Source organism: Dryocola sharpae (assembly GCF_051307055.1).
Lineage (GTDB): Bacteria > Pseudomonadota > Gammaproteobacteria > Enterobacterales > Enterobacteriaceae > Dryocola.
Map to the genome: position 1 here is coordinate 25,522 of NZ_CP149994.1, position 17,383 is coordinate 42,904.

Here is a 17,383-nt window from a genome sequence, read left to right on the forward strand (position 1 = left end):
CCTGGCCCTCTCCCTGGAAGGGAGAGGAGGCTAAAGACAAAAAGACGGCCCGGTTTTCACCCTCGCCCTTTGGGGGGAGGGGCACTAAAAAAGGATGCTAAATGAAGATAGCCAAAGTAGGCGAAGCGCCAGACTACCGTTTCTCGCTTGCTAACGAACGAACCTTCCTGGCGTGGATCCGCACCGCGCTGGGTTTTCTGGCTGCCGGCGTCGGGCTCGATCAGCTCGCCCCCGATCTCGCCACGCCGCTGATACGCGAAACCATTGCGCTGCTACTGTGTTTATTTGCCGGCATGCTGGCGGTTTACGGTTATCTGCGCTGGCTGCGCAATGAAAAAGCGATGCGGCTCAAGCAGGATCTGCCCTATACCCGCAGCCTGCAGGTCATCAGCCTGGTGCTGGTCGTTGTCGCCGCCGTCGCGATGCTGATGGTGGCCTATGCCGGATAGCCGCATGCAGCGGCGCAGCGCCGATCCCGGCCTGCAGCCGGAGCGAACGTCCCTTGCGTGGTACCGCACGTTTCTGGGCTACGGCGCGCTGCTCATGCTCGCGCTGCGCCATAGCTGGCAGCACGCCGGGCCGTTTTTCTGGATGGTGTTTGTGGCGCTGACCGCCGTGGCGGTGGTTATCTATCGCTATGCCCGGCAGCGTAACCTGATGGACATCGCCATCAATGATTTTGCCGACGGGCGCACCATGCGCGCCAAATTACTTATCGCGCTGGCGGTCTGCTGCCTGGCGCTGCTGTTTGTGGCGGTGCACGTGCGGCAAATTGTGGCGTTATCGGGAGGCTTCTGATGCGCGGATGTCATGTTATGGCTAAGCCCACCAGTTCAGGTTGCAACATTCAGTGTCGGTACTGTTTTTATCTCGAAAAGCCCCGGCAGCCCGTAATGGACGACGCCACGCTGGAAGCGTTTATTCGTCAGCACATCGCCGCGCAGCCCGGCGACACGGTGGAATTTGCCTGGCAGGGCGGCGAGCCGACGCTTGCGGGCCTGCCGTTTTACCAGCGCGCAGTCGCTCTGCAAAAGCGCTATGCCGCAGGAAAACGGATTCAGAACACCATGCAGACCAACGGCGTTTTGCTAAACGACGCCTGGTGCCGTTTCTTAAAAGAAAACGGCTGGCTGGTGGGGATTTCCATCGACGGCCCGGCGGACCTTCACGATGAGTATCGCCGCACGCGCAGCGATAAACCTACGCATCATCTGGTGCTTGCCGCCGTTGAAAAGCTAAAAGCGCACCTAATTGAATTCAATTTGCTGACCGTGGTTAATCAGCTCAACGGCCAGCAGCCGGAGCGGCTATACCGCTATTTAAAAACGCTCGGTACGCCATTTTTACAGTTTATCCCGCTGGTGGAGCGGGATGAGAACGGCGCGGTTACGCCGGAATCCGTATCGCCTGAACAGTTCGGCGTTTTCCTCAATACCGTTTTCGACATCTGGGTGCGGGAAGATATCGGAAACGTTTTTGTCCAGCTTTTTGATTCAACGCTTGGCGTATGGAGCGGCTACCCGGCGCAGATATGTACCTTCAGCGAAACCTGCGGCCATGCCTTTGCCCTCGAAGCGAACGGCGACGTTTACCAGTGCGACCACTACGTTTATTCAGATTACAAACTTGGTAACCTGCACGGCGCTTCGCTTAGCGAGATAAATCAAAGCCCGGCGGCAGTGCGTTTTGGCAAAAATAAAAATCGCCTGCTGACGCAGGATTGCCAGCTTTGTCCCGTGCGGCCTTTATGCCAGGGCGACTGCCCGAAGCATCGCATCAGCCAGGGGAAAAGTTATCTTTGCCACAGCTACCACAGCTTTTTCACCCACAGCGCACCCTGTATGAAGGTGATGCGTGATTTGCTGGCGCAGCGTCGCTCGCCCGCAGAACTGATGGGGCTGTTGCAGCGGCGATAGCCGCGTGGTTACGTTTTATTGCAATCCGCACTCCCCGCTTTGCCTGAACCATGCTACATATTAGGTTTTCCCCCTTCATCATGAAGTTACAGGACAATGCTGAAGCCGATCGTTGTTGTGGCAGCGCTGTGCGTAAGCGTAAGCGCTCTGGCGTCAACGCAGCCCGCGTTAACGCCGCAAAGCTGGTCCAGCCAGCTAGGCGTGGGAATGATCGTCGACTGGGCGATGACCGAGCGCGGCATCCGTGAGTTCGATCCGCTGGCGGTAAAAGATTTTCAGCAGCGCGGCATCGGGCACGTTCGCATTCGCGTGGCGGGCGAGCCTACGCACCAGCGCCTGGTGCATCTGCAAAAAATCGTCGAGGCCTGTCAGCAATATCACGTTGTGCCGATTATCAGCTATCAGGCGGGGACAGAAAGCGAAGGCAAAATCGTCGCCTGGTGGACCGCCGCGGCGCGCTATTTTGCGCAAAGCAGCCCGCTGCTCGGGTTCGATATTCTCTATGAACCCTCAGAAAAACTGACTCACGCACAGCTCAACGCGCTTTATGAGAAAGTCACGAAGGCCATCCATAAAATAAGCCCGCAGCGCACGATCCTTATCGCTCCGCATATGCATGCCCAGCCCGACAGCCTGAAGTGGCCTGACCAAAACCGCGGCCCGGTGCTGGTCGACTGGCATCTGTTCACGTACGGGCCGGTGGCGGTCAAAGGCAAACGAGGCTGGACGACGGGGACGCCTGCGGAAAAAGCCGCAATTCGTGCACGCATCAATAGCGTTCTGCGCTGGCAGCAAAAATCCGGACACAGGAGCTGGGTGGGGGCGTGGTCGGTGGGCGAGATTGTTAAAAACACGTCCGCAGCGCAGCAAATCGCCTTCGCCACTTTTGTCGCCTGTGAACTGCAGAAAAACCATCTGCCCTACGCGGTGAATAAAGACAGCAAATTTTACGATGGTGAAGAAGGCGCATGGCGGCCGGAAATGCAGCCGCTGCTGGATGCGATCCTTAAACCGCAGTGCAAAAGCTGACCCGCTGCGTAATTTTAAGTTGCTGCGTTCCAGTAAATTATGTATTTTTATGCAAATTAAATGCATAAATAAAGAATATATCGGAGCGCAACATGATCAGAACGTTAGCTAAAACAGTTATTTTCGTCGGGTGTATGGCCTGCTCCGTGCTCTCTTCCGCCTATGCCGCGCAGCAAACCTACGTGGTCGGCTCCGGCGGAACCTATCGTCCGTTTGAATTTGAAAACAGCCAGAAGCAGCTTGAAGGCTTTGATATCGATATCATTAAAGCCGTCGCCAAAGCGGAAGGTTTTGACATCAAGCTGGTGAACACGCCGTGGGAAGGGATTTTCGCCACCTTGAACTCCGGCGATCGCGACATCATCATTTCCGGCATTACCATCACCGACAAGCGTAAAGCGATGGTCGATTTCTCCGTGCCTTATTTCCCGGCGGAGCAGTCCATCGTGGTGCCGACGGCTTCTGAGGTGGATTCCATTAACGCCCTGAAAGGGAAGAAAGTTGGCGTGGTTAACTCCAGCGCGGGCGATATTGTGGTTTCCGACACGCTGGGTAAAAACAGCACCGATATCAAACGCTTTGATAACACGCCGCTGATGCTGCAGGAATTAACTGAAAGCGGTATCGACGCCGCCGTGGGCGACGTTGGCGTAATTAAGTACTACATCAAATCCCATCCGGAAAAAGATCTGAAAACGGTTTCGGACGCCAAATTTGAGCGTCAGTATTTTGGTATCGCCGTGGCGAAGGATAATCAGGAACTGCTGGGTAAAATCAACTCAGGCCTGAAGAAAATCATTGCCGACGGCACCTACGCGAAGATCTATTCCACCTGGTTTGACAGCAACGTTCCAACTCTCCCCGCTGAATAATTTCGCATGACTCGGGGCCGTTTCGGCCCCAACAAGGACAGGTATGACCGGATTCCGCTGGGAGATAATCTCAGAATATGCGCCGCTCTTTATGGAGGGCGCGCTCATGACCATCAAATGCACCATCATCTGCGTGATTCTGGGCACCACCTGGGGCCTGCTGCTGGGGCTTGGCCGTATGGCGCATGCCGAAGATGGCCCGTGGAAACATGTGCTGCGCTACGCCGTACAGTGGCCGGTGCGGGTTTACGTAAGCGCTTTTCGCGGCACGCCGTTATTTGTGCAGATCATGGTCGTACACTTTGCGCTGGTGCCGCTGTTCATCAACCCGCGTGACGGCATACTGGTCACCAGCGGCCTGATGTCGATGGATTTTGCCCGCGAACTGCGCTCCGAATACGGCGCGTTTCTCTCGTGTGTGGTCGCCATCACGCTGAACGCCGGGGCTTATGTCTCGGAAATCTTCCGCGCCGGTATCCAGTCTATCGACAAAGGCCAGATGGAGGCTTCGCGCGCGCTGGGTATGGGCTGGGGCAAAACGATGCGCAAAGTTATTTTGCCGCAGGCGTTTCGCCGCATCCTGCCGCCGCTGGGCAATAACGCCATCGCAATCGTCAAAGACTCTTCGCTGGCTTCGGCGATTGGTCTGGCCGATCTGGCTTACGCCGCGCGTACCGTTTCCGGGGCTTACGCGACTTACTGGGAGCCTTACCTGACTATCTCGCTGGTTTACTGGGTGCTGACGTTCCTGCTCTCGCTGCTGGTGCAACATATGGAAAAGAGGTTTGGCAAAAGTGATTCACGTTAAGGATTTACAGAAAAATTTTGGCAAAACCCATGTGCTGCGCGGCATCTCGTGTGACATCGCACCCCAGGAAGTAGTGTGCGTTATCGGTCCATCCGGCTCCGGGAAAAGTACCTTTCTGCGCTGCCTGAACGCGCTGGAAAAGCCCGACGGCGGCGAAGTTATGGTGAACGGTTTTGCGGTGCACGATCCAAAAACCAGGCTGAATACGCTGCGCGAAAGCATCGGCATGGTATTCCAGCGGTTTAACCTGTTCCCGCACATGACGGTGCTCGAAAACCTGATTATGGCGCCGATGTCCCTCAAAGGGCTGTCGAAAGCGGATGCGGTATCCCGCGCGGAGAAGCTGCTGCATAAAGTGGGCCTGACAGACAAAATCGACGCCTGGCCATCGAGCCTGTCCGGCGGCCAGCAGCAGCGTGTAGCCATTGCGCGGGCGCTGGCGATGGAACCGTCGATTATTCTTTTCGATGAGCCAACTTCCGCGCTCGACCCGGAGCTGGTGGGCGAAGTGCTGGCGGTAATGAAACAGCTGGCGCTGGAAGGCATGACGATGGTCATCGTGACCCATGAAATGGGCTTCGCCCGCGAAGTGGCAGACCGCGTGATCTTTATCGATCAGGGCGTAATTCAGGAGCAGGGCCCGCCATCGCAGTTGTTTACCGCGCCGACCAACCCGCGGACGAAAGAGTTTTTAAGTAAGGTGCTTTAGATAAATGGGCGAGCTGTATTCGCTCGTCCATTGCAAATAATAAACTGAGTTAATGTTCAAGAGCCACGGAGCAGACATAATCAATAGCACGCAACGTATTATAAAGCTCCGGTAGGGTAACTTTCTTCTTTATTATCAGCTTAATACTTACTTCAATCTTATTATTTTTAATATCGCGGATGGTTATTGCGTCGATATGGTTTTTTTGCTGACGAAGCTGTGCCAACAGCGATATTAAACCTTCCGCGTCAGAAAGGATTAAACGCGCTTTTACTTTTCCTGGATGCTGGCTGTGCGACTGCAGGTAGAGAATAAAAGGGCTGAGCTTGATTGCCAGCAAAAAAAGTGCAGTTGCCAGTAAAGCATGCAGATAAAAGCTGGCGCCGCAGGCGATACCTATACCTGCGGAGGCCCAGACTATTGCCGCCGTGGTTAATCCAGAAATGGCGTCATCACGGCCATGCAAAATAACACCAGCACCTAAAAAACCTACGCCGCTGATAATTTGTGCGGCCAGCCGCATTGGGTCGCTACGAATATTTACTGACATTTCAGCGTAATATTCGGCTGACTGAATAGAGACAACGGTTAATATGCAGCTGGCTACGGCTATAATAACGCATGTTTTAAAGCCTACGGGTTTCCCTTTTGACTCACGCTCTAAGCCGATGATGCCACCTAAAGCAAAAGCAGCAAGGATTTTTGCCAGCGTAGCTATTGGCAACGGTCCGGGCCCGCCCGATAACGAAAATAGATCCTCCATCTATATTTCCCTCATGCAACTTTAGCTTTTGGTTTGCTCAGATCGAATGAATCATAAAATCTGTGACGGGTCCATTCACCCGCTTATGGACAATTAAACCGGCGAATATAATGGTCAATAATGGAGAGCAGGCCTTTATTATCAACTGACTGTACAATATTGACGGGCTTTCCCTGGGGGGCGGCAACGTTAACGGCCAGTTTCAGGTGCTCAGGGCCATAGCGGCAGGTCACACCGCGAGTTAAACCGCTGAGCGAGACGTCAACGTAATCTTCAGCCCAGGTAACCAGCTTCGGCTCAAGCAGCAGGGCGATGTTCACGACATCATGGATCCAGCAACCAGGCAGACGGCGGGTTTGCATCGAATAGTCCATCCATGGCCGCATCGTATCGACCAGGTAGCGGCTCAGCCTGTTATTACAGCTTTCCAGAATATCCAGATCCTGATGGGTCATTTGGGTTTGCGTGGTTACATCCATAGGTACCAGCACAATATTCGCCTCACTGGTCAGCACGGCATGAGCAGCTTCAGGATCGAAACCAAAATTGGTGTCTTTAAAGTAGCCATCAACGTGGAATACGCCGCCCATAATGACAATTTCTTTTACCGCCTGCGCTAACTGCGGATATAGTTGTAACGCCAGCGCCACGTTGGTCAGCGGGCCGATTGCTACCAGAGTGATTTCGCCCGGGTTGGCGCAGATAATTTCGCCTATCCTGTTTGCTGCTAGCGGAGCCGCGCTGCCTGGAAAATCGGGAGCAGCAATTCCGCCCCACAAATGGCGCAGGCCATGCCTGTCGACGCTGTGATCCAGACTTTCCCGCCAGGGTGCGGCAGGCTCAACCAGAGCACGTGACGCCCCACGGGCTACCTCAACGCAAGCGCCGAGACGGGAGAGGAGATCGCATACTACGGCGTAACCGATTTCACTGGGCGTATTACCTGAAACCGTCGTAATCAGTTCCAGTGAAATTTCTGGCGCTGCCAGCGCCAGCGCTAATGCCAGCCCATCGTCTACATTCGCACCAGCGACGCCATTACCGGGATCGCAATCAATAATTAAGCGCTTCATATTCTTTATGTCTCTGAGGGGGCTGTCTCTTTTAACGACCGACAGCCACAGGACTCACCAATCTGCAAATCAAAAGAGAATTCACGGTTATGAGGCTTCCCGTCCCATGTTCTCAGCATGTTAATCGCCTCTCTGGCCATCAGCGCGATCGGCTGTCGTACCGTTGTCAGAGAAGGCACGTTAAAAGAGGATTCAATAGTCCCGTTAAAACATACCAGCGCCAGATCCTCTGGTACCTTTAACCCCTGTTCAGCCATCGCCCGTAAACAGCCGAATGCCTGCTGCTCGTTAGTGGCGAACAGCGCCCGCGGCAGGGTGGCGCCACGGAGCATGCGCTGAGCGGCTTCATAACCGCCGCTGCGGGTATAATCCGTAGAAAAAATCCATTGCGGATTAACGTTAAGTCCTGCCTCCTCAAGCGCCAGCCGCCAGCCGTTGATACGATCCTTTGTATTGAGCATTTCCAGCGGCCCACAGATGATGGCAATCTCGCGATAGCCATGCTCGATGAGATGATGAGTGGCCCGATAAGCTGCCTGCTGTTCGTTAACCTGAATTGCACAAACATTAAGTTCTGGATCGACTCTGTCGAGCATGACGCACGGCGTACCGTTTTCCTGAATCAACTCCAGCCAGGGATGACGATCGACGCTGATATAGATCAAGCCATCCACCTGGCGGTGCAGAAGATTAGTAATTAACTCACGTTCGCGCTCCCTGCTGTCTCCTGCATCACCCAGCAGTAATACCTTGCCGTCTGCAAATGCTTCCTGCTGCAAAGCATGGGCCATAGATGCAATAAATGGGTTGGCGATATCCGGCACTATTAACCCGTAGGTTTGCGTGGTGCCGCTGGCTAATGCCCGTGCAATACCATTCGGACGATAGCCCGTTTTTTTGATAGCCATTAATACCCGCTCGCGAGTCTTCGGAGCCACCGGGCGCGGGCCATTGTTTATTACATAGCTGACTACCGCTACCGACGTCCCGGCCTCTTTAGCCACTTCAGCGCGGGTGACTCGTGCGACATGACGCTTTATCACTGAATACCTGCTTTATTTTGTCTGGCGATAAACAGAACAACAGAATAAATGTTTACGGGACAAAAATCCCTGGCGGAAACCGTAGTTGCGCTGGGGAGTGCTCCGGCAATTAAATGGCATCTTCAGGCAAATTCAGGTCGCGGCCGCGAGTTTCCGGTGCAAAGAAGGTGGTTATCAGACCGATGCCAGCCATTACGGCGAAATAGAGCGCGATTGGCCACCAATGTCCTGTCCATGACAGGAGCGCAGAGGCAACTAATGGTGCGGTGCCGCCGGAAAGTATTGATCCTAACTCTTTAGCAAATGCCATTTTGGTGTAGCGGTTGGTGACGCCAAATAGTTCAACGCCCCAGGCCGCCTGCACGCCAAAGATTCCCAGCGAGGCTAGGCCCATGCCGACAACAATCGTCGGGATCACAAACAGCGGCTCGCGGGAATCCAGCAGGATAAAGGCGGGGAAAGCGTACAAAATTAGCAGCAAACAAAACCAGCGGTAGACGATGCGGCGTCCGAAACGGTCAGACAGCCAGCCGGCAAAAGGAATAATGGCGAAGCCGAGCAGCGAGGCGATAAAAACCGCCAGTGTAGGCACGGACTTATCTACCATCAGCACCCTGGCGACGTAACCAATGATAAATCCCTGTGCGAGATAGGAGGGGCCGTTTTCACCAATACGCAGGCCAACCATAGTCCAGAATGCTCGCGTACGCTTCCAGAAGCTGCGGGTGTCCTGCTTTTGCTCGACAACGCCCTGTTCAAGGATTTGCTTACGCTGTTTTTCCAGCAGCGCCTTCTGGCGCTCAAAAACCGGCGTCTCCCGCATATGACGTCGAATAAATAGCGCCACAGCAGCGATAAGCATGCTGCACAGGAAAGGGATACGCCAGCCCCAGGATAACAAGGCTTCTTTATCCATTTGCAGCACCAGTAGCCAGGCCAGTGATGCCAACAAAGTACCGCTGTTGGAACCAAGGCCGATAATCGATGAAATCAGACCGCGACGCTTTACCGGCGCATACTCGCCCAGCATAACCGTTCCACCTGAGAGTTCAGCGCCAGCCCCTAACCCCTGGGAAAAACGCAGGATGACCAGGCAGACCGGCGCCCAGACGCCAATCTGCGCGTAGCCGGGGATCAGGCCGATCAAAGTAGTGGAGCACCCCATCAAGGCAATGGTGATCACCATGACCATTTTTCTGCCATAGCGGTCACCCAGCCAGCCAAATATCAGGGCTCCTATCGGGCGTGCAATAAACCCAACCGAATAGGCAGCAAAGCTGGATAGCAGAGCCATAACCGGAGTGGCGTCAGGAAAGAAGACATCGCCAAAAATGATACCAGCAGCAAGGCCATATAAAGCAAAGTCGGCATATTCCATTGTGGTGCCCAGCCAGCAGGAAAATGTAGCGCGCATAAAATCACGCTTGCCTTCCGGCGTAGCCAGGCGCTCTTCTGCCGCATGCTGCTCATCTGTTAACGGAGGGGTAATTGCGTCAATTGTCATAAGGGTACTCCCGGAGGTCAGGACTGTCGCTACAGTGATATTCCCCCGATAAATTCAGAAATAGCTTTGGCTCTTACAGGGTAGATACCACACCTTTCTCTTTAGCTTCTGAGTTTATCTACGCGCGTAGATTGATCAACTTGAGTATTTAAATCTGGGATGAAAATCACTCTAAAATGCAAAAGCCCCGGCTGACGGTAAACCGTTATCCGATTAAAGAAATTTAATAATATTCAAGTAATATATTGATTTTAGATTATTTATTTCTTGGGTGGTCGGAAGGCGATGGCAATTTCCTGGTTTGCTTTTATATGTTTTTTGCCAGGGCTATGGGCATAACCAGGAGGATTCACGCTACCGAATAAAAAAGGGAAGCTGCCAGGCATCATCCCTTATGATAAAGACGGTTATCGGCCGTACTTGCCGGGCAAAAACTAAACCGCCTCACCATGCCGCTGAAACTTATGCGCAAGCGGCAGCCAGCAGAACAGAATCAGCACGCCCATTGCCGTCATCAGCATCCCGAGGCTGAACTGTCCGCTTTGCGGCAGCAGGGCGGAAAACCATGCCATCGCACCGGAGCCCATATTTTGCAGGCCGCCAACCAGCGCCCCGGCCGTGCCCGCCAGGAACGGAAAAGGTTCCATCGCGCCGCTGGTGGCCAGCGGAAACAGCATCCCGGCCCCGAAGAAAAACAGAGCGGCGGGCACGATCAGCGTCCAGATATTCATCATGCCAAACCAGCCCGGCAGCCACATCAAAATTCCCGCAAACAGGCAGCTCAGCACCGCCTGCCACATAAGCGTTGAGAAACGCGCGTTCTGGCGACCGGCGTACCAGGAGCCGAAAAATGCCGCCGGGATCGGCAGAATAAACAGGATGCTCACTACTACGCCGTTGAGGCCGAGCACGCCGCCCATCAGCACCCCGGAGCAGGCTTCGAATACCGCCACACCCGCCAGCCCGCCTCCCAGCATCAGCAGATAGCAGTTAAACGAACCGCTGCCGAGCAGCGTTTTATAGCTGGCGCTCAAACGCTGGGGCGTGGCCTGAACCGGGCGCGTTTCCGGCAGCCAGCGCAGCATGCAGAATGCGACAAGCGTGCAAAGTACAAGCAGGAAGCCATAACAGGCTCGCCAGCCCCACACCGAGTCGAGCATGCCGCCAATAACCGGGGCCAGCAGCGGGCTGACCAGAATCCCCATGTTTAACAGGCTGTTGGCATGACGCAAATCGCGACCTTCATAGAGATCGCGCGGCATGGTTCGCGCCATAACGCCTGCCACGCCCGTTCCCATCCCCTGCAGGGCGCTGGCAATCACCAGCGCAGGCAGGCTGGTGGTGAATAGCGCCCAGAGCGTGGCGAGGATAAATATTGTCATGCCGGCAAGGATTACCGGACGGCGGCCAATACGATCCGAAACAGGCCCGTAGAAAAGCTGCGATACGCCGTAGGTCAGCAGATAAGCCGCCATTACGCGCTGGATTGCGCCATCGCGCACGCCAAACGTATGCGCCATATCAGGGATCGACGGAATATAAATGGTCTGCGTCATCTGCCCGACGGCAACCAACAGGATTAACATCATCAGCAGGTGGATATTGGCTAGCTTTTTCATTTTCTCAGGTTTGTTATAGAGATTTTGGCGCTTCGTGATAGCGAATGGTGCTGTCACGGTGTGAAATTAGAGAGGAATCTACCATATAAATAAGGAAAGGCCAGATGGCGTCCGGCTTTTGATCGCGTGGGAAAATGGCATTCTGTAAAGCCGTAGCGGCAATTTTTATTGCCAGATATGCGCGGTTTGTCCCAGCGTGAGCTTGCGCAGAGATTTATCGTCATTTCTCTTTAAATAAAATTTCTCTTGCGAGCCGATATGGATTTCGAAGCTAAAAAACAACGGGCCCTCTTTTTACTTGCGCAAACAGGCATATGGAAAAGTAATTATGCTCCACCCTTTGTCCGCCTGTTATGGCGTTTCAGGTTTAACTGTCCACCGCCTCATTTTCTTCCTTATTACGTCGTATTCCTGGACTACGCTTTCTACTTTGGTTTAGCCTGGGGCGCGATAATGTGGTTGCTTCAATGGCATACAGGAAGCACTGATTTAATGATGGCGCTTCTGCAGATGTTAAGCGCAGGCGTGCTGTTTGGCTTCTTTATGGCTGGATATTATGCCTTCGGGCGTCGGTACTACAGGCTGCCAAAATGGAAGGATGTGTAGGCGAATGCCTTTGCGGCAAAGATTAAAAGAGGCAGCTTCCCACCTCTTTTGGACTGGCGTAAACATGAACCGACAGCCTCGCCTGATGTATGAATAAGCCTTTGTAAATTAAAACCTGGCCCCGTCTGGCCGAAACCTTCGCCCTGTCTGTACTGTCATCCCTGCGCCCGACGCTGATCCTTGCTCATATTCTCTTTGTTGTAATAGGGATCGGAACAGGCCGGGCGGATAAGTATCGTCCATGCCCGCCGGGCTATGGGTGCGATGGCCGTCGTAACCGGAAATATCAGAAGAAGTGCGGCCGGTCATGCAGCGTGACAGCGCACTTATAAGCCATGATTTTTCCTGAAGGCGTACTGAATAGCGGGCCCGGGATGGTCATTATTATCTGATATTTTTTATATCCGTTCTCTGTACCAGAGAATACGCAGCCGCTTAGCTTCTGGGTTAAAAACCGTACCGGGATGGGCATAACCTGCACTGCGTTCTGCCGCTCTGTAGCGTTGACCGCAGGATTTAGCGGGCTAAAAAAAATCTTTATTTACTTAATTTTAATTAAGTAAATAGGAATTTACCTAAATGTGATCCGCGTTGCGGTCAGCCTGAATAACTATACCGGCGCCGGGGGTAATACCACCTCTCTGTCAGGCAATGCGGCCAGCCTGAATGGCTATAAAGCTTCTGCCGGTAATGCTGAGACGGTAAGCACTAGTGCGGTGGATTTAAGCGCTTACCCGCTACCGACCAGCAACAGCGGCTACTTTGTGGCCGTCAGCGATCCGAAAAGTCCTTATCTTATTGCCACTAACCTTAAGCTGGATGGCCTCGGCCAGCTTGACCCGTCGCTGTTCAGCGATCTCTACACCATGACGGGGAATAAACCGGGCGAAGCGCCGCGGGAAACTAACAGCACCTGGACCGATCAGAACAAGTTCCTCGGTTCGTCTTACTTTATGGACAGGCTCAACCTGAAGCCTGAGTACGACTACCGCTTCCTGGGCGATGCGGCCTTTGATACACGTTATGTCAGCAACGTCATGCTTAACCAGACCGGCAACCGATATCTCAATGGCGTAGGTTCCGATCTTGATCAAATGCAGTACCTGATGGATAACGCGGCGCGCGCGCAGCAGTCCCTTGGCCTGAACTTTGGCATAGCGCTTACCGCCGATCAGATTGCATCGCTTGATCACAGCATTCTGTGGTGGGAAGCGACCACCATCAACGGTGAAACGGTGCTGGTGCCGAAACTCTATCTGTCGCCGAAAGATGTGACGGTGAATAACGGCAGCGTGATTGCCGGTAATAACGTCACGCTTAATGGCGGCAGCATTACCAACAGCGGCAGCACCCTGACCGCGAACAACAACCTGAGCCTCGACAGTCAGAACAGCATCAGTAACCTGAACGCCGGGCTGATGAGCGCTGGCAGCGGGCTGCAGCTGAACGCGCTGGGCGATATCAACAACATCGGCTCGACCATTGCCGGGAAAACCGTGGCGCTCGAAAGTATAAACGGCAGCGTTAATAACATTACGCTCGCGGATAACTGGAGCCTGGCGACGTCCGGTAAGAGCAGCCAGCTGGTAAGCCTCAGCACTACGCAGGTAGGCAATACTGCTTCCATCACCGCCCTGGACAGCTTAAGCCTGTTGGCCGGCAAGGACATCAATATCACCGGCGCAGACGTGTCGGCGGGCGGTAATCTGCTAATGAATGCCTGGGGTGATATTGCGGTCACCGCAAACCAGGTCACCAGCAGCTACAGCCAGTCGGGCTTCCAGGGTAAAGAGGCCACCAGCAATGAGTCCATTACCCACCAGGGCAGCACTCTCACCGCAGGCGGCAGCCTGGGCATGCAGGCAGGCAACGACCTGACGCTTGCCGCCAGTGCAGTCAACGCGGGTGGCAATGCGACGCTGATGGCGGGCAACGACCTGAACCTTAATGCTGCGCAGGCCGGCGAAAACGCGAGCCACGGCAAAAGCGAATCCCACAGCACGGACGTGGCCCGCACCACCGTCAGCAGCGGCGGTGACCTTCAGCTTGCCGCAGGCCGGGACATCACCAGCCAGGCGGCGGGCATTGCCGCAGAAAATGATGTGGTGATGCAGGCCGGACGCGACGTGAACCTGCTGGCGCAGGAAACCACCGCGGGCAGCAGCTATCAGGCGAAGAAAAAGGTCGAAATCAACGAATCCGTTCGTCAGCAGGGCACGGAAATCGCCAGCGGCGGAAATACAAAAATTATCGCAGGCCGGGATGTTAACGCCGAAGCCGCCCAGGTCACCGCCAGCGGCGATATCGGCGTCGGTGCGGACCGGAACATCAACCTCACTACCGCCACCGGAAGCGATTACCACTACAAGGAAGAGACGAAAACCAAAAAGGGGTTCCTCAGCAAGAAAACGACCCACACCATTGAGGAAGACAGTGCGACCCGTGAAGCAGGCACCCTGCTTTCCGGCGATAACGTGACCGTTCAGGCGGGCAACAACCTGCTGGTGAAAGGCTCCTCCGTGGTGGGTGATAACACCGTGGCGCTGGGCGCGGGCAACAACGTCGATATCGTGGCGGCGACCAACACCGATTCCTCCTGGCGCTTTAAGGAAGAGAAGAAGAGCGGCCTGATGAGCACCGGCGGTATCGGCATCACCGTCGGCAACAGCAAATCCACCCATGACCTGCGCGAGGCGGACACCACACAAAGCCAGAGCTTCAGCACCGTCGGCTCTACGGGCGGCAACGTGGTTATCGCTGCCGGGAACCAGGCACATATTGGCGGCGCAGATCTGATCGCCGGGAAGGACATGAGTCTCAGCGGCAGCAGCGTCATTATCGACCCGGGCCACGACAAACGTACCCGCGATGAAACCTTCGAGCAGAAGAAAAGCGGGTTGACGCTGGCGCTTTCGGGCGCGGTGGGTGGAGCCATAAACAATGTCGTAAACTCAGCGCAGGATGCGAAAAATGAAAGTGATGGCCGTTTAGCTGCACTTCAGGCAACAAAATCAGTTCTTTCAGGTATGCAGGCCGGGCAGGCCGTTGCTCTGGATGCTGCTGACAGCGGGAATACTGAAAACCCGAGCACTAACGCTATCGGTGTCAGCGTTTCTCTCACCACGCAAAAGTCAAAATCTGAGCAACATGTGCGGAGTGATGAAGTCACTGACAGTACGCTGAATGCGGGCAACCATCTCTCCATCACTGCAACCGGTAAAAGCCAAGGCCCGAACAGCGGGGATATTGTGATTGCCGGAAGCCAGTTAAAGGCTGGCGGCGACACCGTGCTGGATGCAAAAAACGACATCCTGCTGGCGGGTGCAGCCAATACACAGCAGACCACGGGTAAGAACAGCAGCAGCGGTGGTGGTGTCGGGGTCGGTATTGGCGTCGGCAGCGGTGGCTGGGGGATCAGCGTCTTCGCCAACGGTAACTCTGCTCACGGCAAGGACAAGGGCAACGGCACCGACTGGACCGAAACTACCATCGACAGCGGTAAAACCGTCACCATCAAAAGCGGGAATGACACCGTACTCGATGGCGCGCTGGTCAACGGCAATAAAATCGTGGCCGACGTGGGCCACGACCTGCTGATGCGCAGCCAGCAGGACAATAACGACTACGACAGCAAGCAGACCAGCGTTGCCGGAGGCGGCAGCTTCACCTTCGGCTCCATGTCGGGCTCGGCTTATATGAGCGTCAGCCAGGACAGGATGAAGAGCCGCTTCGACTCGGTGGCGGAGCAAACCGGGCTTTACGCCGGGGATGGCGGTTTCGATATCACCGTTGGCAATCATACCCAGCTGGATGGTGCTGTTATCGCTTCCACCGCCACGGCAGACAAAAACAATCTCGATACCGGGACTTTGGGCTTCAGCGATATCCATAATGAAGCGGATTTCAAAACTCAGCACACGGGCGGCTCTTTCAATACCGGCGGCAGCATCGCCGGGCAGTTTGCCAGTAATGCGGCGAATGCCCTGCTGGCAGGCGGCGGTAATAAAGGCCATGCCGAAGGCACAACTCAGGCAGCTGTGGCTGATGGCACCATCACCATCCGCGACAAGGACAACCAGAAGCAGGATGTCGCTGATCTTAGCCGCGACACCGAACATGCCAACGACAGCATCAGCCCGATTTTCGACAAGGAGAAGGAGCAGAAGCGGCTGCAGGAAATTCAGCTGATCGGCGAAGTAGGTTCTCAGGCCGCCGATGTGGCCAGAACCCAGGGCGATCTGGAAGGACGTAAAGCGGCAAAAGATCCGGCCTCGCTGGAAGAAGCGCGTCAGCAGCTGATGAAGGAAGGAAAATCAGTTACAGATACCGCCGTTGCAGAACGTGCTTACAACAATGCCTCGTCATTGTACGGCACGGGGGGGGTGGTTCAGCGTGGACTTCAGGCGGTGACCGGAGCACTGACCGCCCTGGCTGGCGGTGGCAACCTGGCTGGTGTACTGGCCGGAGCATCGGCCCCGGAACTGGCGAATATTATCGGACACCGATCCGGCCTCAGCGATAATGAAGCACTGATAGCTCATGCCGTACTGGGTGGCGTGGTGGCTTCGCTGCAGGGGAACCGCGCGGCAGCCGGCGCAGCTGGCGCGTTGAGCGGTGAACTGGCTGCCAGAGCTATTAAAGAGCAAATGTTCCCAGGCAAGAGCAACAGTGAGCTGAGCGAAAGCGACAAGCAGCTGATTAGCAACCTGGCAACGCTGGCATCAGGGCTGGCGGGGAATCTGGCTAGCGGTAACCCGGCGGGTACAGCTGCAGCCGCTCAGGCCGGGAAGAATGCTGCTGAGAATAATAATCTGGCCCTGGCAGCATCAGAAGTAGCGGCGAATACGGCGGCGGCGATGGATGGTGCCGCCGCAAACGGTAGTAAAGGTTCTAATGGCGATGACTGGGATGCAGGCAGCGGCTGTGAAGGAACGCGTGAGCAGTGTGCGGTGCGTGATGGTATGCGCGACGGGACACGTGGCCCGGGCCATACTGAACTGCCGGTCGCGGACAAAGATCCGACCGGCGGTAAGCTGGAAAACCCGGCCCCTGAGGAAAACAAAGGCACTACGCTGGTTACGCCGGATCAGCGCGATCAGAACGGTGCCACCAATACGGGTAACAGCACAGGTGCTCCAGATACGGGTGGCAATACCACGGTTACGCCGATCCCGGAGGGGCCGAATAAGGATGATTTGGCTTACCTTGCTTTAAAAGGAAAAGAAGCCCAAGAGGCTGCTGGACAACTAGGCTTTGATCGAAGAATCCCAGCACAAAAAGCACCATTTAACTCACATGGTCAGCCAGTCTTCTATGACGGAAAAAATTACATTACACCTGATATTGACAGTCATAATGTTACCAATGGTTGGAAAATGTTTGACCGTAAAGGGAATCGTGTGGGCACTTATGATAGCGATCTAAACAGGATTAAGGACTGA

Annotated in this window: 13 protein-coding genes and 1 pseudogene; 9 read left to right on the forward strand and 5 right to left on the reverse strand. The window is 54.8% G+C overall.

Annotated features, from left to right (window positions below):
* The first annotated feature begins 101 nt into the window (after nucleotides 1–101).
* The 7 genes from WLO31_RS00115 (at nucleotide 102) to WLO31_RS00145 (ending at nucleotide 5,334) form a co-directional block, all read left to right on the forward strand.
* Entirely contained in the window at nucleotides 102–449 is a 348-nt protein-coding gene (locus tag WLO31_RS00115; protein WP_435928471.1) for a YidH family protein, read from the forward strand.
* Complete coding sequence (locus tag WLO31_RS00120; RefSeq protein ID WP_435928472.1) at nucleotides 439–798, forward strand: DUF202 domain-containing protein; 360 nt, start codon at nucleotides 439–441, stop codon at nucleotides 796–798. The genes WLO31_RS00115 and WLO31_RS00120 overlap by 11 nt, the downstream gene beginning before the upstream one ends.
* Nucleotides 798–1,916 carry an anaerobic sulfatase maturase gene (locus WLO31_RS00125; RefSeq protein ID WP_435928473.1) on the forward strand — a complete coding sequence of 373 codons (1,119 nt, stop codon included), beginning with the start codon at nucleotides 798–800 and terminating at the stop codon, nucleotides 1,914–1,916. Before WLO31_RS00120 ends, WLO31_RS00125 begins: the two co-directional genes overlap by 1 nt.
* 96 nt (nucleotides 1,917–2,012) lie before the next feature.
* Nucleotides 2,013–2,945: a cellulase family glycosylhydrolase gene (locus WLO31_RS00130; RefSeq protein ID WP_435928474.1), complete on the forward strand. Its 933-nt coding sequence runs from the start codon at nucleotides 2,013–2,015 to the stop codon at nucleotides 2,943–2,945.
* A 134-nt stretch (nucleotides 2,946–3,079) separates the two neighbouring features.
* The gene (locus tag WLO31_RS00135; RefSeq protein ID WP_435930687.1) at nucleotides 3,080–3,817 is read left to right on the forward strand and encodes a basic amino acid ABC transporter substrate-binding protein; all 738 of its coding nucleotides are present in this window, start codon (nucleotides 3,080–3,082) and stop codon (nucleotides 3,815–3,817) included.
* A gap of 43 nt (nucleotides 3,818–3,860) precedes the next feature.
* On the forward strand, nucleotides 3,861–4,625 hold the full coding sequence (locus WLO31_RS00140) for an amino acid ABC transporter permease (RefSeq protein ID WP_435928475.1): 765 nt from the start codon (nucleotides 3,861–3,863) through the stop codon (nucleotides 4,623–4,625).
* Complete coding sequence (locus tag WLO31_RS00145; protein WP_435930688.1) at nucleotides 4,612–5,334, forward strand: amino acid ABC transporter ATP-binding protein; 723 nt, start codon at nucleotides 4,612–4,614, stop codon at nucleotides 5,332–5,334. The genes WLO31_RS00140 and WLO31_RS00145 overlap by 14 nt, the downstream gene beginning before the upstream one ends.
* A 49-nt stretch (nucleotides 5,335–5,383) precedes the next feature.
* On the opposite strand, the gene WLO31_RS00150 is transcribed toward WLO31_RS00145, so the two are convergent.
* The 5 genes from WLO31_RS00150 to emrD all read right to left on the reverse strand — a co-directional run bounded on the left by WLO31_RS00150 (nucleotide 5,384) and on the right by emrD (nucleotide 11,336).
* Complete coding sequence (locus WLO31_RS00150) at nucleotides 5,384–6,097, reverse strand: MgtC/SapB family protein (protein WP_435928476.1); 714 nt, start codon at nucleotides 6,095–6,097, stop codon at nucleotides 5,384–5,386.
* An 83-nt stretch (nucleotides 6,098–6,180) separates the two neighbouring features.
* Nucleotides 6,181–7,170: a nucleoside hydrolase gene (locus WLO31_RS00155; RefSeq protein WP_435928477.1), complete on the reverse strand. Its 990-nt coding sequence runs from the start codon at nucleotides 7,168–7,170 to the stop codon at nucleotides 6,181–6,183.
* Between the two features lie 5 nt (nucleotides 7,171–7,175).
* Nucleotides 7,176–8,213: a LacI family DNA-binding transcriptional regulator gene (locus WLO31_RS00160; RefSeq protein WP_435928478.1), complete on the reverse strand. Its 1,038-nt coding sequence runs from the start codon at nucleotides 8,211–8,213 to the stop codon at nucleotides 7,176–7,178.
* A gap of 109 nt (nucleotides 8,214–8,322) precedes the next feature.
* A complete protein-coding gene (locus WLO31_RS00165) occupies nucleotides 8,323–9,717 on the reverse strand; it encodes an MFS transporter (RefSeq protein ID WP_435928479.1) in 1,395 nt (464 codons plus the stop codon).
* Between the two features lie 434 nt (nucleotides 9,718–10,151).
* A complete protein-coding gene (gene emrD / locus WLO31_RS00170; protein WP_435928480.1) occupies nucleotides 10,152–11,336 on the reverse strand; it encodes a multidrug efflux MFS transporter EmrD in 1,185 nt (394 codons plus the stop codon).
* A 258-nt stretch (nucleotides 11,337–11,594) separates the two neighbouring features.
* On the opposite strand from emrD, the gene WLO31_RS00175 reads away from it, so the two are divergent.
* A complete protein-coding gene (locus tag WLO31_RS00175) occupies nucleotides 11,595–11,942 on the forward strand; it encodes a DUF6404 family protein (protein WP_435928481.1) in 348 nt (115 codons plus the stop codon).
* A gap of 731 nt (nucleotides 11,943–12,673) precedes the next feature.
* A pseudogene (locus tag WLO31_RS00180) lies at nucleotides 12,674–17,383 on the forward strand (hemagglutinin repeat-containing protein); the annotation flags it as partial.